Annotated in this window: 16 protein-coding genes; 6 read left to right on the forward strand and 10 right to left on the reverse strand. The window is 35.9% G+C overall.

Features of this window, described 5'->3' with window-relative positions; all coding sequences use genetic code 11:
* Position 1 precedes the first annotated feature (1 nt).
* From KBP46_RS14550 to KBP46_RS14585, 8 genes are all read right to left on the reverse strand, one after another.
* Positions 2-2,392, reverse strand: a complete 2,391-nt coding sequence (locus KBP46_RS14550; protein ID WP_216443556.1) for a hypothetical protein — start codon at positions 2,390-2,392, stop codon at positions 2-4.
* 84 nt (positions 2,393-2,476) lie between these two features.
* On the reverse strand, positions 2,477-2,983 hold the full coding sequence (locus KBP46_RS14555; RefSeq protein WP_123278680.1) for a hypothetical protein: 507 nt from the start codon (positions 2,981-2,983) through the stop codon (positions 2,477-2,479).
* A 122-nt stretch (positions 2,984-3,105) separates the two neighbouring features.
* Positions 3,106-4,683: a hypothetical protein gene (locus tag KBP46_RS14560; protein ID WP_216443557.1), complete on the reverse strand. Its 1,578-nt coding sequence runs from the start codon at positions 4,681-4,683 to the stop codon at positions 3,106-3,108.
* A gap of 29 nt (positions 4,684-4,712) precedes the next feature.
* Positions 4,713-8,633 (reverse strand): hypothetical protein, encoded by a 3,921-nt coding sequence (locus KBP46_RS14565; RefSeq protein WP_216443558.1) that lies wholly within the window; start codon positions 8,631-8,633, stop codon positions 4,713-4,715.
* Between the two features lie 408 nt (positions 8,634-9,041).
* Positions 9,042-9,650: a hypothetical protein gene (locus KBP46_RS14570; RefSeq protein ID WP_216443559.1), complete on the reverse strand. Its 609-nt coding sequence runs from the start codon at positions 9,648-9,650 to the stop codon at positions 9,042-9,044.
* A gap of 141 nt (positions 9,651-9,791) precedes the next feature.
* Complete coding sequence (locus KBP46_RS14575) at positions 9,792-10,160, reverse strand: hypothetical protein (RefSeq protein WP_216443560.1); 369 nt, start codon at positions 10,158-10,160, stop codon at positions 9,792-9,794.
* Positions 10,161-10,237: 77 nt separating this feature from the next.
* On the reverse strand, positions 10,238-10,798 hold the full coding sequence (locus KBP46_RS14580) for a hypothetical protein (protein WP_216443561.1): 561 nt from the start codon (positions 10,796-10,798) through the stop codon (positions 10,238-10,240).
* A gap of 10 nt (positions 10,799-10,808) precedes the next feature.
* A complete protein-coding gene (locus tag KBP46_RS14585) occupies positions 10,809-13,307 on the reverse strand; it encodes a hypothetical protein (RefSeq protein ID WP_216443562.1) in 2,499 nt (832 codons plus the stop codon).
* 473 nt (positions 13,308-13,780) lie between these two features.
* Here KBP46_RS14585 and KBP46_RS14590 point away from each other — a divergent pair, with 473 nt between their 5' ends.
* From KBP46_RS14590 to KBP46_RS14605, 4 genes are read left to right on the forward strand one after another with little or no spacing between them, the layout of a single operon-like run.
* The gene (locus KBP46_RS14590) at positions 13,781-14,290 is read left to right on the forward strand and encodes a hypothetical protein (protein ID WP_123278683.1); all 510 of its coding nucleotides are present in this window, start codon (positions 13,781-13,783) and stop codon (positions 14,288-14,290) included.
* Positions 14,287-14,634, forward strand: coding sequence for a tRNA-binding protein (locus tag KBP46_RS14595; RefSeq protein ID WP_123278684.1), 348 nt, complete (start codon positions 14,287-14,289; stop codon positions 14,632-14,634). The genes KBP46_RS14590 and KBP46_RS14595 overlap by 4 nt, the downstream gene beginning before the upstream one ends.
* Positions 14,635-14,652: 18 nt before the next feature.
* Positions 14,653-15,354 (forward strand): 3'-5' exonuclease, encoded by a 702-nt coding sequence (locus KBP46_RS14600; protein ID WP_123278685.1) that lies wholly within the window; start codon positions 14,653-14,655, stop codon positions 15,352-15,354.
* 3 nt (positions 15,355-15,357) lie between these two features.
* Complete coding sequence (locus KBP46_RS14605) at positions 15,358-15,684, forward strand: SUF system Fe-S cluster assembly protein (protein ID WP_047422116.1); 327 nt, start codon at positions 15,358-15,360, stop codon at positions 15,682-15,684.
* A 52-nt stretch (positions 15,685-15,736) separates the two neighbouring features.
* Here the strand turns inward: KBP46_RS14605 and KBP46_RS14610 are convergent, their stop codons facing one another.
* Entirely contained in the window at positions 15,737-16,573 is an 837-nt protein-coding gene (locus KBP46_RS14610) for a sulfurtransferase (protein ID WP_216443563.1), read from the reverse strand.
* Between the two features lie 175 nt (positions 16,574-16,748).
* Positions 16,749-17,597 (reverse strand): hydroxymethylglutaryl-CoA lyase, encoded by an 849-nt coding sequence (locus tag KBP46_RS14615; RefSeq protein WP_062672973.1) that lies wholly within the window; start codon positions 17,595-17,597, stop codon positions 16,749-16,751.
* 187 nt (positions 17,598-17,784) lie between these two features.
* On the opposite strand from KBP46_RS14615, the gene pepT reads away from it, so the two are divergent.
* Together pepT and KBP46_RS14625 are read left to right on the forward strand one after the other, a co-directional pair.
* Entirely contained in the window at positions 17,785-19,032 is a 1,248-nt protein-coding gene (gene pepT, locus KBP46_RS14620; RefSeq protein ID WP_216443564.1) for a peptidase T, read from the forward strand.
* Between the two features lie 5 nt (positions 19,033-19,037).
* The gene (locus KBP46_RS14625) at positions 19,038-19,604 is read left to right on the forward strand and encodes a hypothetical protein (RefSeq protein WP_062672969.1); all 567 of its coding nucleotides are present in this window, start codon (positions 19,038-19,040) and stop codon (positions 19,602-19,604) included.
* Positions 19,605-19,632: the final 28 nt, after the last annotated feature.

The following is a 19,632-nucleotide window of genomic DNA, read 5'->3' on the forward strand; positions in this document are numbered from 1 at the left end:
ATTATTTTAAATTTTCTATAAATATTCTCTTATTTATTTTCATACCTGTAACAAAACCTTCTTCATTAGCATGTATTATATAAATATCATATCTTGCTTTTTTTATAGGTATTCCAAGTTCCTGTAAAATCTTTTCCAATCTCATTGCTTCTTCAATTGTTGGTCTGTAATGACCAGATAGGTTATGTAATTCTGAAATTCTCCCATTTTTAAAACTCATACTTCCTGCTGCTAAAACATTCTCACGATTACCTAAAAGATGATGCTTATTCCCTATTCTTAATTCACCAGATTTTGTAATTACAAAATCATATTCTCGTGATTTAAAAATATTACCTGTAGACTGCTTGAAAATGCCATTAGAATCAAAAGTATATGAAAGAATAAAACCTTCTTCAGGCAATGATTCCAAAGGAAATTTATTTGCAATTTTCGGTATTCTTTCACAAAAAGCAATTATCCTATATTCTTCTAATATCTTTCCAACCTTTTCAGCATCATAGCTTACTTTTCTTATTTCCTGTAGGACTTTCTGATATGCTTTGTCATAACGGCTTCCCTGAGCAATAATCTCTCCTTTATACACTAAAGCAAATTTTCTGTTACTGCTTATTGAGCCGATGGCAGCAGGATTAACACCTCCCTTTTTTCCAATACTCTCCATAATGGCAGCAGCATCAAGCTCCATAAAGAATGCTCCATTCTGTATCAATGCATCACATTCCGATGTTTTTGAAATGAAACCTGCGCTTGGGATTACCCATTCTGTTGGATTAAACATACGGAGATCTTTCCTTTGATAAACTCCGCTGTTCAAATCCAAAAATACGGAAATTGCACTTGCACGCAACCCCTGCCTCACATTTTCTGCAACATTCACAGATGCTTTCAATAAGCTTAAGCAACTTCTGTAAAAAGCGACAGTAAGCTGTGCTAAACCAACAGCAAGCTGTGGTACTGCTACAGCAGATCCCAATACGTTATAAATAAGATCCCATTGCCGCAGAAACTCATCTCCTCCGGGAAGCTTGGCAATTTCTGCCCGGAATGCCTGTATGGTAAGATCCGGTAATGCCAAACTAAGATCTGCTGCCGCTGCTAATAAGAGATACGGGTTTCCGGATAATGCTAATGTTCCGATTCCAAAAACGACTCCTACCATATCGGCCACAATCCGGATCGTTTCATTAATATCTTCCCATTTTTCTGCATCAGCCAGCGCTTTTACATAAATAGCCGGAACCATCATGACAGTACCCCGCTGTTCCCCTTCTTCATTGGTTTCTGATGTATGCTGCTCAATGAAATAAACCATATCGAGAGGATAAAACTCTGCTCCTTCATCCAGATCTTCTGTTACCTGTTCTGTTGCATTAGGATCCCCTTCTTTGGGTACAATGAAAACTCTCTTTGTTACTTCTTTCTGCTGCTGAAGAAAAAAAGTTTTTTCATCTGATTTTCCAAAACCCAATAGATCTCCCGCCAGCCCGAAAACTTCAGTATTGACTTTATACTCATTTCCTATCCTGAAAGTAGGAGCTCCTGCTTTTGGACGGTTATCAGAAAACAGGCAATACTCCATAAGAATAGTAGCAAAAATGATACGGTTGGATTTCATTTCTCCATTAAACTCACTTACCCCATCCAGGTTGAAATAAATCCTGTTGCAGAGTTCAGGACTTTTTTTGAACTTGTCCACTAAAAAAAAACGATCGGAAAATGCTTTTAAGACATTGACTAAAGCAGAACTTCCATCCTTCCATCCGCTGAAAATCCCAGTATCATCAAGTTTTGTCAAGGCAAGAAGATGCCCAAATAACGTTTCATTTTCAAGAGCCATTCCCCGAAGAACAAACTCAGGAGTATTGGTATAAAGGAATTTAAGCTCCTCTGCACTCTTTGCTTTAAGAAAACTTGATTTAAAGATTTCTGTGAAGTAGTTTTTGTACTCGGAATAATTTTCAAAATCATCAAATCCTACATGCATGACCAATCTCCTGAATTCCTCATAAGAAAAGGTTTCCAGTACAATTGCTTTTTTTCTCCTAAGCTCTTCCCGATTAGCATCTCTGTGATAAAAATAAATAAGCTGGCAGGAGATCTTCTCTTGTGCAGCATTAATCACAAATTTGATTTCACACTCTGGTTGTGCCAGGTCAACAATCTCAGCATTCTTATTGAGATATGTTTTTAAGTATATAATGTTCTCTTTATCATCCTTAATGTATTTTTCTTCGGCAGTTCCATCATAATCATTGATGTTATAATTCAGCATAAACCGCTGATTAAACTGATTACTGTATTTTAATTTATTACATAACAGCTGTTTTCTTATATAATCATCAGTACGCCATTCTTTACTGATAATTTCTCTAAGCTCAAGTGTTTCCATAATTTTTCTTTTTTGAAAAAGGCAGAGCTTTAAGGCCCTGCCAGTAAAATGGTTATTGAATTCATCTAAACAAACTCTTGGTATTTAAGACAGTTTATTTAGCTCATTGCTTTTCAACTCAACAAATTCCTGTAAATAGCTTTTCAGAAGATCCAGAAAACCTACTTTATTGTTCTTCACAAGCCAAAGCATGTAATGGTGAGTATTCACTTTAACAATAGATGTTTTAGGATTTCCTTCTTCATCCAGAACAGGGTTCTGCGTTTCTTCATCTACTACAGGAACAAGTATTCTGTTAAAACTTTCGTCTCTCAGACTTGACCATTCCTCTTCCCCAATCAGCCATTCCGGAGTCGGAAGGTTGGAAGGTTCAATTTCATTGGTTTCTTTATTCCTTAAAACCTGCTGATAAAAAAGATAGGTTCTTGGAAGTTCTGTGTCTACTACCATTTTATTGATTCGGATAAATCTGTTAAAGGATGGAAGCATAGGATGTTCAGATATCTGGATTTCACCCAGGTTGAGATCTGTTGTATTGATTTCGTTTAAAAGCTGCTGTACCTGTTCTGGTAGTAATAATTTTTCTTTCATTGTTTTAAAATTTTGTTGGTTAAATATCAGTGTCTATCAATTCATAGACACTGCTTGATGAAAAGGCAGAATTTTCAGGCTCTGCCTTTTTATAGTAAGTTTATCTTAAAGTTTGTTACTTGTTACAATTTGTACAGTTCAACGATATTGGCACTTACGCCTGTATTTCCGCCTGTATTCATGTTATACATTCCGAAGGCAACCGGGCCTGTATACCCTGTTTTGGTATAGGTAACCGTTTTGTTATTGAAATTGACAATGACGGTCCAGCTTCCTCCACGTCTTATAAATGTTGCACTAAGAGCATAGGTAGGCTCCGCAGTGGTTACTGCCTCTGCTGAATTGTCAGGGAATATTTTACACATAGGATACCAGTAGGACTGAACCAGTCTGATATTCGCAACCGTTTGATTTAAGAGATCTACTCCATTGGCGGCATTTACTAATCCTACAAAATGGGTCATCGTTCCAAAACCGTTTGGTCCACTTATCGTTGCTGTTTTACCTGTAATTTCAACATTCATGTAAAAATCTTCATCTGCACCAATCAATTGATTGGTCTTTCTGGCTGCGATGAAACTTGAATCATCGGCAGGAGTCTTTACATTACTGTCGGAACTGTAACTTACGGCTGCTCCTGCCTGTGTAATGGCGGATGATACAGCATTATTGTATATTTTCTGTTCCCAAACAATATTATTGAGAGGAACACGCTGGATCTGGCTTGCCACACGGATGGTAAAACTTGTTAAGTACCATGCTACCCCATTCCACAGTCTTATTTTATATTCTCCTGCCGGAATATTTTTGAAATTGTAGTAGAAGGTCAGATCAATTCCATTGGTATACAACTGAACCTGTGAACCAGGGATGGCCGCAACAACAGTAGCCGTATCAGCAGAAATGCTGTCCTGAGTACATAACTCGACTTTAAAGCTTGTGGAAGGAAGATTTAAGTTGGCTCCTTTCAGATTAATCCAGAACGGACGATCTGTTTTATCCACCACCGGAGGGGATATAACAGCCACACTCATTGTTCCTGTGCTCCATCCTCCGTTCATTTTAGTTTTCCATGCGGCTCTCTCAGCTTCTGTCATTTGATTGGGCATTTCCAACAGTAGATTTTTACTGTCAACAATAGCGTTTAAGCCATCGGTATTTTGAACTACAACTTTTTGAAAATTAACGGTGTCAGAATTCTTATTGGGCAGCCCGGATAACACATAAGGGTTTCCTAAGGTATTGATCGAAAATGAGGCGTTAAGAGTATGGCTTCTTGCTGCACTGTTGGAAAGGTTTGCATTCATCATATTCTTCCCCAGATCACCTGCAGGAAGTTTGGCAACATTTCCGTTATCATTCATTCCTATGATTTTAGGATAATCCTGCGCATTTCCATCTGTCACAGGAATTTCCAGTTTCTTAGCTAATTTCTCTTTTGTCTTGATATTATACTGAGCCTGACTTGCGATTCCTTCTGCTAAAAGATCCGCATTTGAAATACTGACATGATTATCAGCTAATTCCAGGGGAATAGTTCCATCAACAACGGCATGGGTTTTTAAATCACCGTTTTCATCAACGGCATAATCTGTATAAGACAGGGAACCTGGAGCTGCTACCTGATAGATGGCGTTCACTTCTCTTTCTCCAATGGGAGGCAATTCATTGACACGTATAATTTTTCCTATAATTGGCATTTTTTTATTTTTTAAGGTTAATAATTATGTTATTTCCAGTCTCCCAAAATCACTTTCTGTCCTTCCAGCGATTCCACTCCAAGAAGATTGTCATTGGGTTCAAAATTGGTTCCGCAGATTTCTCCCAATTCATCATCAAACTTCACTCCCGGCTCACAGTTGCAAGGCAAAGCTTTTTCAACTTTCAGTCCAATAGATCCTGCCTGAAGAATGGTAAGGGAAGTCGGAATTTTCTCTCTCCACGGCTCTCCTTCTTTTGTCGCTTTTGGTGAGCGTAATTCATCCACAATGGATAAGAATAAAGGATCATCAATAACAGGGACTTCACCTCCGTTCCAGATTTGTCCTGTAGCCAGGAAATGTCTCACTGCTTCTTCAAATCCTGGTCTTACCGTAACAATAACTCTTGCCATACCTGACTGCATAAATGCTCTGAACGTAGGATCATTATCATCAAACTGATATAAATCTGCCCATGATTTTCTTTCACCCCAATAATAGGGGTAGAAATAATAACTCATGATTTCCCATTCAAACGCCTGCTCCATAAATTTGATAAATGCAGCATATTGATCCAGTTTTTCATCCACCTTAATGTCTGTATTCTGAAAAGTTTCTGTAGAAGCATTATCATTGGTATAATATCTTTTTTTACCGAAAGTGAGTAATGCATCAGGATTCTGATTCAGCATATAGGAAATACAGTTTCTTCTTAAAATGGTATTTTCAATTTTTCTGTAGAATCCTGGATTAGATCCTTTGATCTGAGCTCCTACAGCTTTTGCATCTGCCAAAGCAGCTTCATATTTGCTCAATTCAATTTTATAGGCTTCAATAATTTTATTGAATGCTTTCTGCAGCCAGCCATTTTTATATTCTTCCTGCAACACACATTTGATATTAACCGTTGCGTGGAAATAATGGGCATTTGTTGTTGCAATAGTGATAGGAACCTCTCTAACGAATTTCAAAAATGCATTAGACGAACTATCTCCTCCTACTAATAAGCTGGCCCCACTTCCCCAACCATTGTAACCAGGGAAAGAATTACTGCTTTTAACAACATAAGATTCAGTGATATAATGTTCCGGGATCGCAATAAGGTCAGATTTTGAAGACGCTTGTTTTGATTCCGTGGATGAGTAATCAATGGATTTTCCTACATACACAACTGGTTCCAGTCTTTCATCAACTTCAACATTGTAATAACCCAGCCAATATTTTAGTTTTGTGGAATCTGCCAGAGCACTCCAATCTTTGATCTGCATCCCGGCAGATTCTCTCGGATCAATAGGCTTTACCAATTGATTTTCAACAACATTACTTACCTTCATTCCTAGTGAATGTAATTTGGCAGGTTCCGGAATCATAAACTCAAACATCATTCTCTTTCCATAGTTAAAGATCTGGTTTTTGACTACTTTATCCACCCAGCGATATACCCCTACGACATGGTTGCTGCCTTTGGTGTTATCAAAACCATGTTTGTTGTTTTCCTCATATTCCTCAAGGATTTTATCAATTCGTTCTTCTTTCACTTTGGTGACAATCCTTTCCAGGGCTCTGGCGGTAACATCTTTAGCCTCGGTAACGGCCTGTCTGTTACTTTCCTCTTTGGAACTATGAGTAGCATAGTTGGCAGCAGTATTTAGCATATACTTTGCTCCCGCTCCCCATGATGCATTAAATCCTGCCTGCGCTGCAAAATCCTTAGATTCCTGAAGTACTTTAGAAATTTCGCTTTGCATCTCATTTCTTTCCGTAGAAGTAGTATCCGTCAATTTCTCTTTTTCAGATTCCGTAGATTTGGTAGTTTGGGATTCACTTCTTTTTAATCTTCGCGAAGATTTTTCTCTATACTCCCTTGCCATGACGTTTTCAATATGTGAAACATCTCCTTCTACATAACAGTAAGTGCTTTGCTCTACCTTTCGATAATCTGCAATCCCAATATTTTTCATTCCAAAGCCTGACGGGATGAATGTCTGATCATCCTCAGGTGTTGTCGGAGTATCTTTAATTTTCAGACAAATACTTCCTTCACCTGTCAGATTATAGGTTTTTGTTACTGAATCTATTCCTCCTGCAGTATATATTGTCATCGGAATTTTACAGGTATATACTTTTCCGTCATCAAGGGTAAGCTCTGCTTCAAGCTGGCAGCCATTCTTTATAGCATCTGTAATTTGTAATTGAGGAAAAACACCATCGCTAAACAGGGATAAGTAATCTCCCCCACCGGCAACTTGTAATTGATTTGAGGTTTGAACTACATTCCCATTATTATCCAATATTTTGATTATTCCTGAAGCTGATGAAAATAACGATGTAGTCTCTTTAGGTGTCATACTTAGCAACCATCTGTCCGAATAGTTCTGAAAAGATCTGGTTCTTAACAAAACAGGCAGACAGTTACTTGCCCCTCCATCACCTCCGGTACTTTTATTTTTTAATGTAAATGTTCCTGGTCCTTCAAATCTGTACATTCTATTTGCCGTCCACAATAACTTCGCTTTCATCGTATAGGCAAGTCCATCATTAAGAATAACTTCTCCTTCCAATAGCAAAACTTCATTTTTATCTATAACAGCAGCGGGAATTTTTTCCGGAGTATTGAATAAAGATGTTACGTTGGGAGCATCAAATGTATAAGCCAGGGTTCCACCTGCTAAAAGTTGATCATCATATGACTTTATATTGTAATTTCCACTTACAATGTGCTTAGGAGCATTGATATCAGTTGTTAGAATCATGGTATGATCCCCCAATCCCATATTACCACTCATTGTTCTTGCAAAAAAAGGAATCTCCTGAGTATTTACAGATTGCGTTACAGGAATAACAACACCTCCTACTGTTGTAGAAACCTGTGGAGTAAGATTTGTATTATTTAATATCGTTTGCTGCAGCTGCTGGCTGTTTTGTTCAATGGTCTGAAAAAGCTCTGTAAAGGTTGAAACATCATTTAATGAGTTTGATGTCCCAAAAATTCGTTGTAAAGATTCGTTATTTTCTTGGCTTAATTTTCTTTGCAGATCATCTGCCTGAATTTCAGGACGAAAATTAAATGTAAAAGTCTTTACTTCCGGAACCGGAATATATTTTAAACTTGATAGTCCTTCACGATTATCTGCTGCCAGGAAAATTTCCTTCTGATATTCCTGTTCTTTGACAAGAGCATCATATCTGGACTGCTCAGGTCTTACCTCTTCTTGATATTGTTTGTAGGCAAAATCATAAGCCGCTCCGTATTCTTTTTTATAATTCTTCTCAAGCTGTTCTAAAGTTCTTTTAAGCTCCTTATTTCCTTTTAAGTTAACTGTAGCTTCTGCAAACTTCAAGGCACTATCACTCAAAGGATAACTTTGCATACTCCCCTCTCTTGAAACAGCTGTATTTGAAGAAGCAGTCTTAGCACTAAAAAGCTCCTTAGGAAGAACAACTTTGGCTTTAATAACATCTTCATACTGCGTTTGAGTAGTTCCATCATAATTGGAAAGAATATGATCCAGATGTAAAAATTGCATTAAAGTTTCCTTTGCGTAAAAATCTTTTTGAGTGACCACCTGATAAATAAGATTATCCCAAATGTTAGAGTCAATTTCAACGATAGGTTTTGGAGTCTCTTTATAAGTTTTGATTTTAGCATCAAACTCCTCTTTGGTTGCTTTTGCTTTATTCTTTGCAACCCAAACTGACAATTCATAAAATTGTACACTTTTAGCTTTTAATGATGCTTCTGTTTCTATGGTTAACCCTGTGATCTTTTCACAGACGTTTTTCAAAGATTCCCCAGCTTCTACTCGTGGATCAATTACTCCCTTTTGTCTTAGATAGTTTCTGAAAATAAATCTTTTCTCCCTATTCTTTGGATCAGACAATTCTGCGCTGCGCATCGTCGCAAATCTGAATAAAGTTTGTGAGCTATTATTTTGATTAATTGCTTCCATTTTTTAATTTTGTTTTGGTTTTTATAAAGGTTGAGATCTGAAGCTCTTTTTAGTAGATTGTCTTCAGGTTTTAGCCTTATTTTTTTAGGTGGTTTCCGGCAAAAGATGTCCACCTGGAATTTTTAAGTCAAGTTTCATATTCTGTGTTTTTTCTTGAAGCAAAGATCACCCCCAGAAGCGACAGAACTCGTCGTATAAAAATATTTTAATATTTTTTTCAACAATAAAAAAACCACCCAATTGGTGGCTTGAAATGTATGTTGCATATTATTACTTGCTGAAGATAACATCAGTAAAAAATTTGAGATTACTCATATATTCTATCCTCTCTTTTTAACAGAAACAAATTTCAACTTACATTTTATCTTTTTTGACACAAAAAGAGAGCATATAAATGCCCTCTATAATTTATTCTTCTTTTCTAAACACTCTGTTTTTAAACTCTTCTGGTAATTCATTTTTAAATGATATCAATTTTTCTTCTATAAACTGTAAAGCCTTATTATGAATTGAATTCTCTCTATTATGACGATATCCAGGCGGATGACTGTAAAAATCTTTTCTTAAAGTCTTATACAGCCATTTGTATGTTTGAGAATCTACACAATAAACTACATGACGCTTTTTGACATGAGAACTTTTACCGCCTAAATCATCAAGATCATATTCAAAATCAAGGTTAAAGTTTTTTCCGGTTCTTTCATTATCTTCAAAAAATATAACAGATGCTTCTGTAAAAGCTTTTATCCTTCTCTTCGTTCCTCGATCATCTATTTTTGGACCAATATAGTCCATTTCTTCATTTAAGGGTGGAAAAGGATATTTAGTCGTATTATAATGAGGGATTAACAAAATAGAATCTCTTTCGTAAAATTGAATCAATACCATATTTTTAGAATAAGGTTTCCCTAAATTGTTCCCAAACATTGCTATTAACTTATAATTATAAAATCCGTGTTCACTCATATTTTTCATCTTTCCTAAAAACCCTATTGCTAAACTCTTCAGGTAACTCATTTTTAAATGATATCAATTTTTCTTCTATAAACTGTAAAGCTTCATTATGAATAGAGTTTTCCCTATTAAAACGATGCCCACTAGGATACTCAAAAAAATCTTTTCTTAAAGTCTGATATAATCTTTTGTACATTTCTGAATCTACACAAAAATTATGTGAAAATATTTATTGTGATATATTTTTCCACTGAAACCCTCTTTATCATATTCAAATTCAAGCTTAAAATGCTTCCCAGCTCTTTCATTGTCTTCAAAAAATATAACAGGCGCTTCCGTAAAAGCTTTTATCCTTCTCTTTGTTCCTCTGTCTTCTATTTTGGGACCAATATAATTCATCTCCTCATTTAAAGGAGGAAAAGGGTATTTACTGGTATCATAAGAAGGGATAAAAATAATAGAGTCCCTTTCATAAAATCTAATCATTATCATATTTTTAGAATAAAGCCCTTTTCCGAAATTATTCCCAAACAATACTACCATTTTATAATTGTAAAATTTATTTTCATTCATGTTTTAAAATTTAGTAGATAAACTCAGATTTATGCTTTTCCGACATAAAAAGAGAGCATAAAAATGCCCTCTATAATTTATTCTTCTTTTCTAAAAATTTTATCCCTAAATCTATCCGGTAACTCATCTTTTAGTAATACCAATTTTTCTTCTATAAACTGTAAAGCTTTATTATGAATCGAGTTTTCCCTATTATGACGATATCCAGGCGGATGACTGTAAAAATCTTTTCTTAAAGTCTGATACAGCCATTTGTATGTTTGCGAATTTACACAGTAAAGAACATGGCGCTTTTTGATATGTGAAATTCTACCATCTAAGTTATCTAGATCATATTCAAAATCAAGGTTGAAATTTTTTCCGGCTCTTTCATTGTCTTCAAAAAATATAACAGGTGCTTCGGTAAAAGCATTTATCCTTCTCTTTGTTCCTCTGTCTTCTATTTTCGGGCCCACGTAATCCATCTCTTCGTTCAAAGGTGGAAAAGGGTATTTACTGGTATCATAAGAAGGAATAAAAATAATAGAGTCTCTCTCATAAAATCTAATCAGCATCATATTTTTAGAATAAAGTCCTTTTCCGAAATTATTTCCAAACATTACTATCAATTTGTAGTTGTAAAATTCATTTCCATTCATGTTTTAAAATTTAGTAAATAAAGTTATTAAAATCAAACTCATTAAAATCAGGAAAATGTTTTTTTTGCCATTCATTATATTTTAATTTATCACCAATATATTTTGGTTTGGAATCTTCAAAAGTTTTATAAGCATCTTTTAACCCTTCCAAATGTTCTTTTATAAGTTCTTTTGGTGCTCCGCTTGCTTTTAGTCTGAGCACTTCTTTTACACGGACTTCATATTCCAAAAAGTTTCGTTCAACGCTTATTAAATATCCTAATTTTGGCATATCTTGTGGAACTTCTACGCCTGGTCTTCTAATAATTTCCGTTGTTGTCGCATATTTTCCTTGCAAGTTTCTCTCTAGCTGTATAATATGGTCAATCTCATGTTCAAGATCAAGGAAACGCATTTCGGGATGCCATTCTATAATTTTATCTATTCTCACCAATTCCAGCTGTCGGGTAAATACAAACTTTTCAGTATATCCCACATCTTTCGTAATATCTGCAATTTCTATTATTTTAATATTTCTTTCTTTTAAAAACTGCATCATCTCATCAAACTTTGGATGCAGCTTCATTTTTACGGTTCCCCATTGTATCGTTTCAGTTGTGCCCTTCTCACCTATTCTGGCAGATGTGTTGACCATAGTTTTGCTTTTCTTTACTATTAAAAGCAGCTTTTTAATTTGGTCTGCAAGGATATCTCCCTTATTATTCCAGATATTTTTGGTTTTATCGATGAGCCTTTTAAAGGCTTCCTTTGAAGATTTTGAAACTTCAGCCGCTATTTCTTCGCCTTTATAAAGTACTGTATAACCTGTTTCTGTAGTATTTCCTGTTTTTACAATAAGTAATTCATCTCTCTGCAGGTTTTGTATGTACCGGGTATAACCTCCCAATCCATTTTTTGAGAGTTCTTTTGCCACATCATCAATAAAAACAATGCTTTCTTCTACAGAAATAAAATAGCTATATAAAACTCTTTCAAAGTTTTTTGAAGAAACAAAATACAGTTTCTGTAATAATTTTCCCAAAGATTGGCTGGAACCTACTTTTAGTTTTTCCCCATTATAAAATACTTCATATGATTCCTCAGCAATTTTTTTCAGTGAAATTCCTTTAAACTGGAGTTCTCTTACTACCTGCTCAAGATACTTTTCCTGAGAAGAGGAAAGATTAAGAATCTTTCTCCATAATGCATATCTGTCTCCTTTTATTACTACTTCATCTATTTCATTAGTAACAATAGCGGCCTGTCTTGCTTCATAGGCTTCCAGTTCTTTAATAAGCTTTTCTAAATCTCTTTTAAAGAGAACCCAATTTCTGGGAATATTCTTTGCATTTCTTAAAGACTCTAATAAGGCTGGACCTTTAGTAAGAATGCCGTTAATTATTACTTTACTTAAAAAGCCTAAACCCGCCATCAGGTAAATAGTATCCCAATTTTCCACAAACCATTCTGCTCCGTTTTCCGATAGGAATTTACGTATCCCTTCATCCATCATCATAATATTCGTAAGAGCTAATCCAGCTTCTGTAAATCTTATTAATACGGAAGAGGTTCCTCCTGAATAGGCTGCTGCCAAAACAGCCGCCACATCTAATGTAATACGGACCATTTTTACTAATTCCTCATGATTTGCATGATCTGCCATATAATAAAGCATAATAGCGGCATTGGGTGCTGTTTTTACAGGCTTTATTAAAGACGTTTTTATATCAGTATCTTCAATGATCACCAAATCACAGGGGTTGAGGTTTGCATCTTCTACAGTTACAAAGTTTTGCGAGGTAACAGCCCCCATATTAGAAGCTATGACCCTTGTGGAAACTAATTTTTGGCTTGTAATTCTAAAAAGTTTATTCTCTGCCGTAGGTGTAAACTTATCAAGACTATATAAACTACCTTTCAAAAAAACGGGTTTATGAAGATTATTCCCTTCCAATATGATGAATGCATTGACAATAGTTGCAAAAGCAGATTTGGTTTCATAATCACTTATTGTATTATAAACCTCCAGCAAAGTCTCCTGATTAGCTTTAAGTTTATCAATAATCCATTTTATATCACTGAAGTTTTGGGCAATATTCATAATTGCAGAGCCTGTATCTACAAACCATTTTTCTCCATCATATCGGGAAAGTCTTAACAAATCATTCCAAAGCTGCTCATCTTTCCTATCCTTTATAGCAGATGGATATGCATTTTCATAAAGCCAGCTAAGTTTACTATCACTTGATTCCACTCTTGAAAAACCCTTCCGGAATTCATCATTGATAAACGTTTCATTCGCTGGTTTTATATTAATATATTTTAAGAGATTAATAAAATCAAAGACATTATAAGTTTTGAGAACTAAAGCAACATCCGTTTTCTTTGTAAGACTTTGTGTGTAATGGTATGTTAATATATATTCAATTTCTTCACCTTGAGTATCTATTCTTATATCATAGTTGATTTCTTTTCCTGGCTGTATCGTAATATAACCTGTTTCAGAACCGAGTACTGCAGTAATTTTCAATTCTTTCTCTTTCAAACTTAAAGGCAGTCTTACTTTGAACGGAATATCAATATCACCAACATAGCCTGAAGAGAAAGGAGAATAAAAATAATTGTTGCTCGCTTCTTTGGTTTCATAATTCTTAGGATCGAACCAAAGTTCCTTAACTCCTTTATATACTAAATCATTTACTAATTTTTTATATCACTCATGTTTTTGAAAATTTGTGTTTGTCTTAAAATAGGTTAAGATCTGAAGCTCTTTTTAGTAGATTGTCTTCAGGTTTTAGCCTTATTTTTTTAGGTGGTTTCCGGCGAAAGATGTCCACCTGGAATTTTTAAGTCAAGTTTCATATTGTGTTTTTTCTTGAAGCAAAGGTCACCCCCAGAAGCGACAGAACTTGACGTATAAAAAGATTATTTTATATTAATCCTTTCAAGTAAAAACTTTAGTATTCTCAATATTTTAATACATTTGTTTAAAACATACTTCAGATGAATTTCGAGCAGATCAACTTACACCTTGAGGCTTACAAAGAACACAACCAGATTCTGGATGCAGCAAAATATCTGATCCACTCTTTTGACTTGGAACATGAGAACTTTGCTGGATTTGGTTTCAGGGAAGAGCTATCTCCTACTTCAATGCTTCTTACGGCAGAAGGAGACCTGGGAGGACCCCAAACCGTAATGATCCCACGAAATTTATTTGATTTTGACCTGAACCTTGTTCTGAATATGGTTGCCCACGAAATGCTTCATGTAAGACAAAAAGCACCCGGACAAGTTATTGAAGACAAAAATGAAAGGGAATTTCAGGCGTATTATGAAATGCTTTTTCACAAAGTTTTCCCGCAGATCCCGGAAGTTTCGGATTTTCATAAAAAATTCTTTGGAGGAAAAGCATTGGAATACTACAAAAGAATGGGTGAAGGCTCAGTATTGCAGCAAAAGTATGCAGAACAGAAAACAGAAGTAGAACATTTAATAAACGAATTACCATGACAGTAAAACCAGAGATCACCTGGGCAGATTTTGAAAAAATAGACATCAGATGCGGAACGATAATTTCTGTGAATGATTTTGAAAAAGCAAGAAATCCATCGTATCAGCTGGAAATAGATTTTGGAGACCTGGGAATCAGAAAATCATCTGCTCAAATTACCTCTCTTTATAAAAAAGAAGAACTTGTAGGAAAACAAATTTTAGCGGTTGTCAATTTCCCTAAAAAGCAGATTGCCAATTTCTTCAGCGAATGTCTTGTGTTAGGCTTATATGGAGAGGACAAAAAAGATGTTACACTTTTGGCTCCTTCATTGCCAACAAAAAATGGAATGCAGGTAGGATAGATACCCAACAAAACACATATGATACAGAACATACCCTTAGAAAGAGTTTTATTCCTTGACATTGAGACTGTTCCACAGGCAGGATCATGGGACGAATTATCTGAAACCGAGCAATATCTTTGGGATAAAAAAACCAAATTTCAGAGAAAAGACGATATCTCCGCAGAAGAATTTTATGACAGAGCCGGTATTATGGCCGAATTTGGAAAAATCATCTGCATCACCATCGGAATGGTCGAAAAGAATGAAACGTTAAAAATAAAAAGCTTTTCCGGACATGATGAAAAGAAAATGCTTCAGGAATTTGGAGAAATCTTCAACAGTCCAAGGCTTTACAATGTGATTCTCTGTGCACATAACGGAAAAGAATTTGATTTTCCTTGGATTGCCAGAAGATATCTAATCAATGGAATGCAGCCACCGGCACCGTTCCAGATGTTTGGAAAAAAACCATGGGAGGTTCCCCACATAGATACAATGGAGCTTTGGAAATTCGGAGACTATAAGAGTTTTGTATCGCTGGAACTACTGGCGCATGTCTTTGGTATTCCTACTCCGAAAGATGATATTGACGGCTCAATGGTTTCATCAATTTACTACATAGAAAAAGACTTGCAGAGAATTGTTGACTATTGTGAAAAAGATGTCTTAACTTTGGCAAATATTTTCCGGCGCATGCGTCAGGAAGATTTGTTGAAAAGGAATATCAATCTAGATTAAAAAATGAAATTTACAGACGATCAAATTGCTGACATTGGTGAGGAAATCATTGGTGTATTAAAAACCGTATATGACCCTGAAATTCCGGTAGATATTTACGAATTAGGGCTGATTTACGATGTCCAGATCTCCGATGATGCTGACGTAAAAATTATCATGACACTTACTACTCCCAACTGTCCGGTTGCAGAAACACTTCCTCAGGAAGTAAAAGATAAAGTGGCTGAAGTAGAGCATGTAAACAGTGTAGATTTAGAGCTTACTTTCGAACCGAGCTGGAATAAGGATATGATGAGCGAAGAGGCGAAGTTTGAGCTGGGAATGCTTTAATCACTCTTAACAAATATAAAACCCCGAAGAAGTATTTTCGGGGTTTTTATTTTTAAATATCTTTTGCGATTTCCTTGCCTTCTCTCCTGCTCCATTCACTCCATGAACCTACATACAGATCCGGAATGGGAAATCCTGCATAATCCAGGGCTAAAATTGTATGACAAGCTGTAACACCTGATCCACAATGAATAATAAGGTGTTCAGGTTTATCTTTTAAGAATTGGCTGTATTTTTCTTTTAAGATTTCCGGGCTCAGAAAATTTCCGCTTTCATCAAGGTTTTCAGAAAAAGGAATATTAATCGCTCCCGGAATATGCCCCGCGACCAAATCAATAGGCTCAGATTCTCCTTTATAACGATAAGCATCTCTTACATCAATAACTGTAGAAGAATCGTTTGTTAATTCATTTTCAACCACTTCCAGACTCGAAACCGGAAGACTCCAGTGATTTTTTTTAATTAAAGCTGCTTTATCAAATTTCTCTTCCCCGGAAGAAAATTCTAATCCTGCTTTTTCCGCTGCCTGCATTCCGCCATCAAGAACCTGAACTTTTTCCAACCCGAAAGATCTCAGCATCCACCATGCTCTTGCTGCTGCATTGGAAGCACTTTTGTCGTCATAGACAACAATATGGGCCTCTTCTGATATCCCCAGATCAGAAAGCGTTTCAGCAAACTTTTCTACCGACGGAAGCGGATGTCTGCCTCCAAAAGCTGCATTTTCTCCTATTTCAGCCAGATCTTTATCCAGATCAATGAATCTTGCTCCGCGAATATGTTTTTCAAGATAATTTTGCTTTACATCTTTTCCGGTTCTAGCATCAAGAATAATAAGATTTTCAGCAGGGATATTTTTGAGTTCAGATGACGAAATTATTGGAGTCATTTTGTTGATTTTTGGGTTAATTTAATTATGTTTTGGCTAAAGCCATATGTATTTTAATATAGTAAAGCGGGCTAAAGCCCGCTCCTATTGATAGTTTTCTCGCAGATTCTGCTGATTAAGCAGATCTTCTTTTCTATCTGTGGGATCTGCAGAATCTGCGAGAAATTTATTCTTCTTAAAAATGAAAAATATCCTTCGCCTTGTTATAAGAACTTTCAAAGTTCAGAAGGTTCAGCTTATGTTCAGCTTTTTCCACACTCATAAAATTGATCACCTGTTCTGTAGGCATATTTCCCACAAGATCATCTTTAGCCATTGGACATCCTCCGATTCCTTTGATGGCACTATCAAATCTTCGGCAGCCTTGATCGTAAGCCGCTTTTAATTTTGAATAAGAATCTTCATAACGGTTATGAAAGTGTCCCCCGAAATTAATTTCAGGATATTTTGAAGGTATTTTTTCAAACAAAAGAGCAATCGTTTCAGGAGTTGCCACTCCGGTAGTATCTGATAATAAAATATCTTTTACTCCGATGTCCGAAAACTTTTGTGCCCATTGGTCAACATCCTCCCACTTCCACATTTCGCCATATGGATTTCCAAAAGCCATCGAGAAATAGATATTAAGCTGTTTCCCTTCACTTTTTACCAGCTCAAGCATTTTAATGATTTCATCGAAAGCTTCTTCCTGACTTTTATTCGTATTTCTGTGCTGAAAAGTTTCAGAAATAGAGAACGGAAAGCCCAGAATATCTACTGACTCGTGTTTTAATGCTTTTTCGGCTCCTCTGTAATTACCAATAATAGCAGAAACTTTGGTCTTGGAACGTGATTTGTCGATATTTTTTGCCACCTCATCAGAGTCAGCCATCTGCGGAATCGCTTTAGGAGAAACAAAACTCAGGCAGTCCAATACATCAAAGCCAACATCCATCAAGGAGTTGATATAATCTATTTTTTTATCGGTAGGGATAAATTCTCCCCATCCCTGCATTGCATCTCTAGGACATTCGGTAAGAAACATTTTTACTTTTTGATTTTCTCAAATATAATAAAACTAAACTACTTGGTACACTATATATACAAAGCTAACACTATTTTGATTTTCAAAGATTTATATCTGATTCATAATTTCAATAATTGATATTAAATCGCAAATAACGTATTCTCAGCATCAAATTTGCTAACTTTGTTAAAATTTATGATATCTGATGAGTACAATAGAATTCAACCCTTTGTGGAAAGAAAAATTACTGAACCGTTTTCTTAGCTATGTAAAAATATATTCAACCAGTGATGCAGAAAGTGAAACTACACCTTCTACTGAACGTCAGTGGGATATTGCCAACTATATTACTGAAGAACTTAAGACCATCGGTCTGGAAGATGTTTCTATAGACAGCAATGGTTATATTATGGGCTATGTTCCTTCTAACCTTGAAAATGATGACAGACCTACCATCGGATTTATTTCACATTATGATACTTCACCTGATTTCAGCGGAGAAAATGTAAAACCTCAGGTTTGGGAAAACTATGATGGAAACGATCTTATTTTGAACCAGGCAACAGGATTCACACTATCTCCTTCAAGATTTGAAAGCTTAAAAAAATATGTTGGTCAGACATTAATTACTACTGACGGAAATACGCTTCTTGGTGCTGATGATAAAGCAGGCTGTGCAGAGATTGTAACAGCTGCTGAATATCTTATCGCGCATCCGGAAATCAAACATGGAAGAATTGCTATTGGCTTTACTCCTGACGAAGAAATCGGAAGAGGAGCTCATAAGTTTGATGTTGCTAAATTTGGTGCAGAATGGGCTTATACAATGGATGGCGGAGAAGTTGGAGAACTTGAATATGAGAACTTTAACGCGGCCGGAGCCGTGGTGAAAATCCACGGATTAAGTGTTCACCCCGGTTATGCTTACGGAAAAATGATCAATGCTGCTCTATTAGCGGCTGAATTTGCTCAAATGCTTCCTGCTAATGAAACACCTGCCACAACAAAAGGCTTTGACGGGTTCTATCACTTAATGGATATTACGGCTGATATTTCAGAGGCTAAACTTCAATATATTATCCGTGATCATGATGCAGATAAATTTGAAGCCAGAAAGAAATTCATGGAAGAAAAAGTAGCTGAATTCAATCAAAAACATGGAGAAGGAACTGCTGAAGTAGAGATTAAAGAGCAGTACAGAAACATGAAACAGCAGTTTGAAGGTAAAATGCACATTGTAGACCTCGCTGCAAAAGCAATGACTGAAGCAGGTATAGAACCTAAGATCAAAGCGATCAGAGGAGGTACAGACGGTGCTCAGCTTTCTTATATGGGACTTCCCTGCCCGAATATCTTTGCAGGAGGAATCAACTTCCACGGACCCTACGAATATGTAGCTTTGGAGAGCATGGAAAAAGCAACTGAAGTCATTATTAATATTGTAAAAGCTTAATAATCATGAAAAAGGTCTTAGCATCAGCATTCATTTTCACTTTTATTTTCAGCAGTGCCCAGGTTTCTGAATTTCAGAGGGCAGACTCACGCTATGAAAGAAAGAAAACGGCTCTGTATAATAAATATCCTAAGCCTAATGATTTAAGAACCAAGAAAGAATGGCTTTTGACAGAGGATAAAATAACAGCTTACAAGACCGCTTTGGATAAAGCTTCTCTTGAGGATCAGAAAATGATCAACGCAGATCCTCCTGTAAAAACAAAAGTGAGTAAGGAAGCAGAATACGATAAAGGAAAAACCGCTTTTCAAAAACTTTTATATGAAGCTGTAAATCTTGATTTTCTTAACTTTTCTTCGGAAACCTACAAGGCAACGATAAGTTTTGTTGTAGATTCCAAAGGGAATGCTCTTGATCCCAAGGTAAAAGGAAACAATGAAGATGTAAACGCATTCATTGAAGCCGCTTTCTACCGGATTAAAGATAAGGGCAAGTGGAAACCTGCAGAAGACAAAGGGAAACCGGTCTCTTCAAATGTTTCCGTTCCTTTAACAATGTCCTTTAAAAAATAATATATAGAACCCGCTATGATGATAGCGG

The sequence above is a fragment of the Chryseobacterium sp. PCH239 genome, from assembly GCF_018924625.1.
In the GTDB taxonomy this organism is placed as follows: domain Bacteria; phylum Bacteroidota; class Bacteroidia; order Flavobacteriales; family Weeksellaceae; genus Chryseobacterium; species Chryseobacterium cucumeris.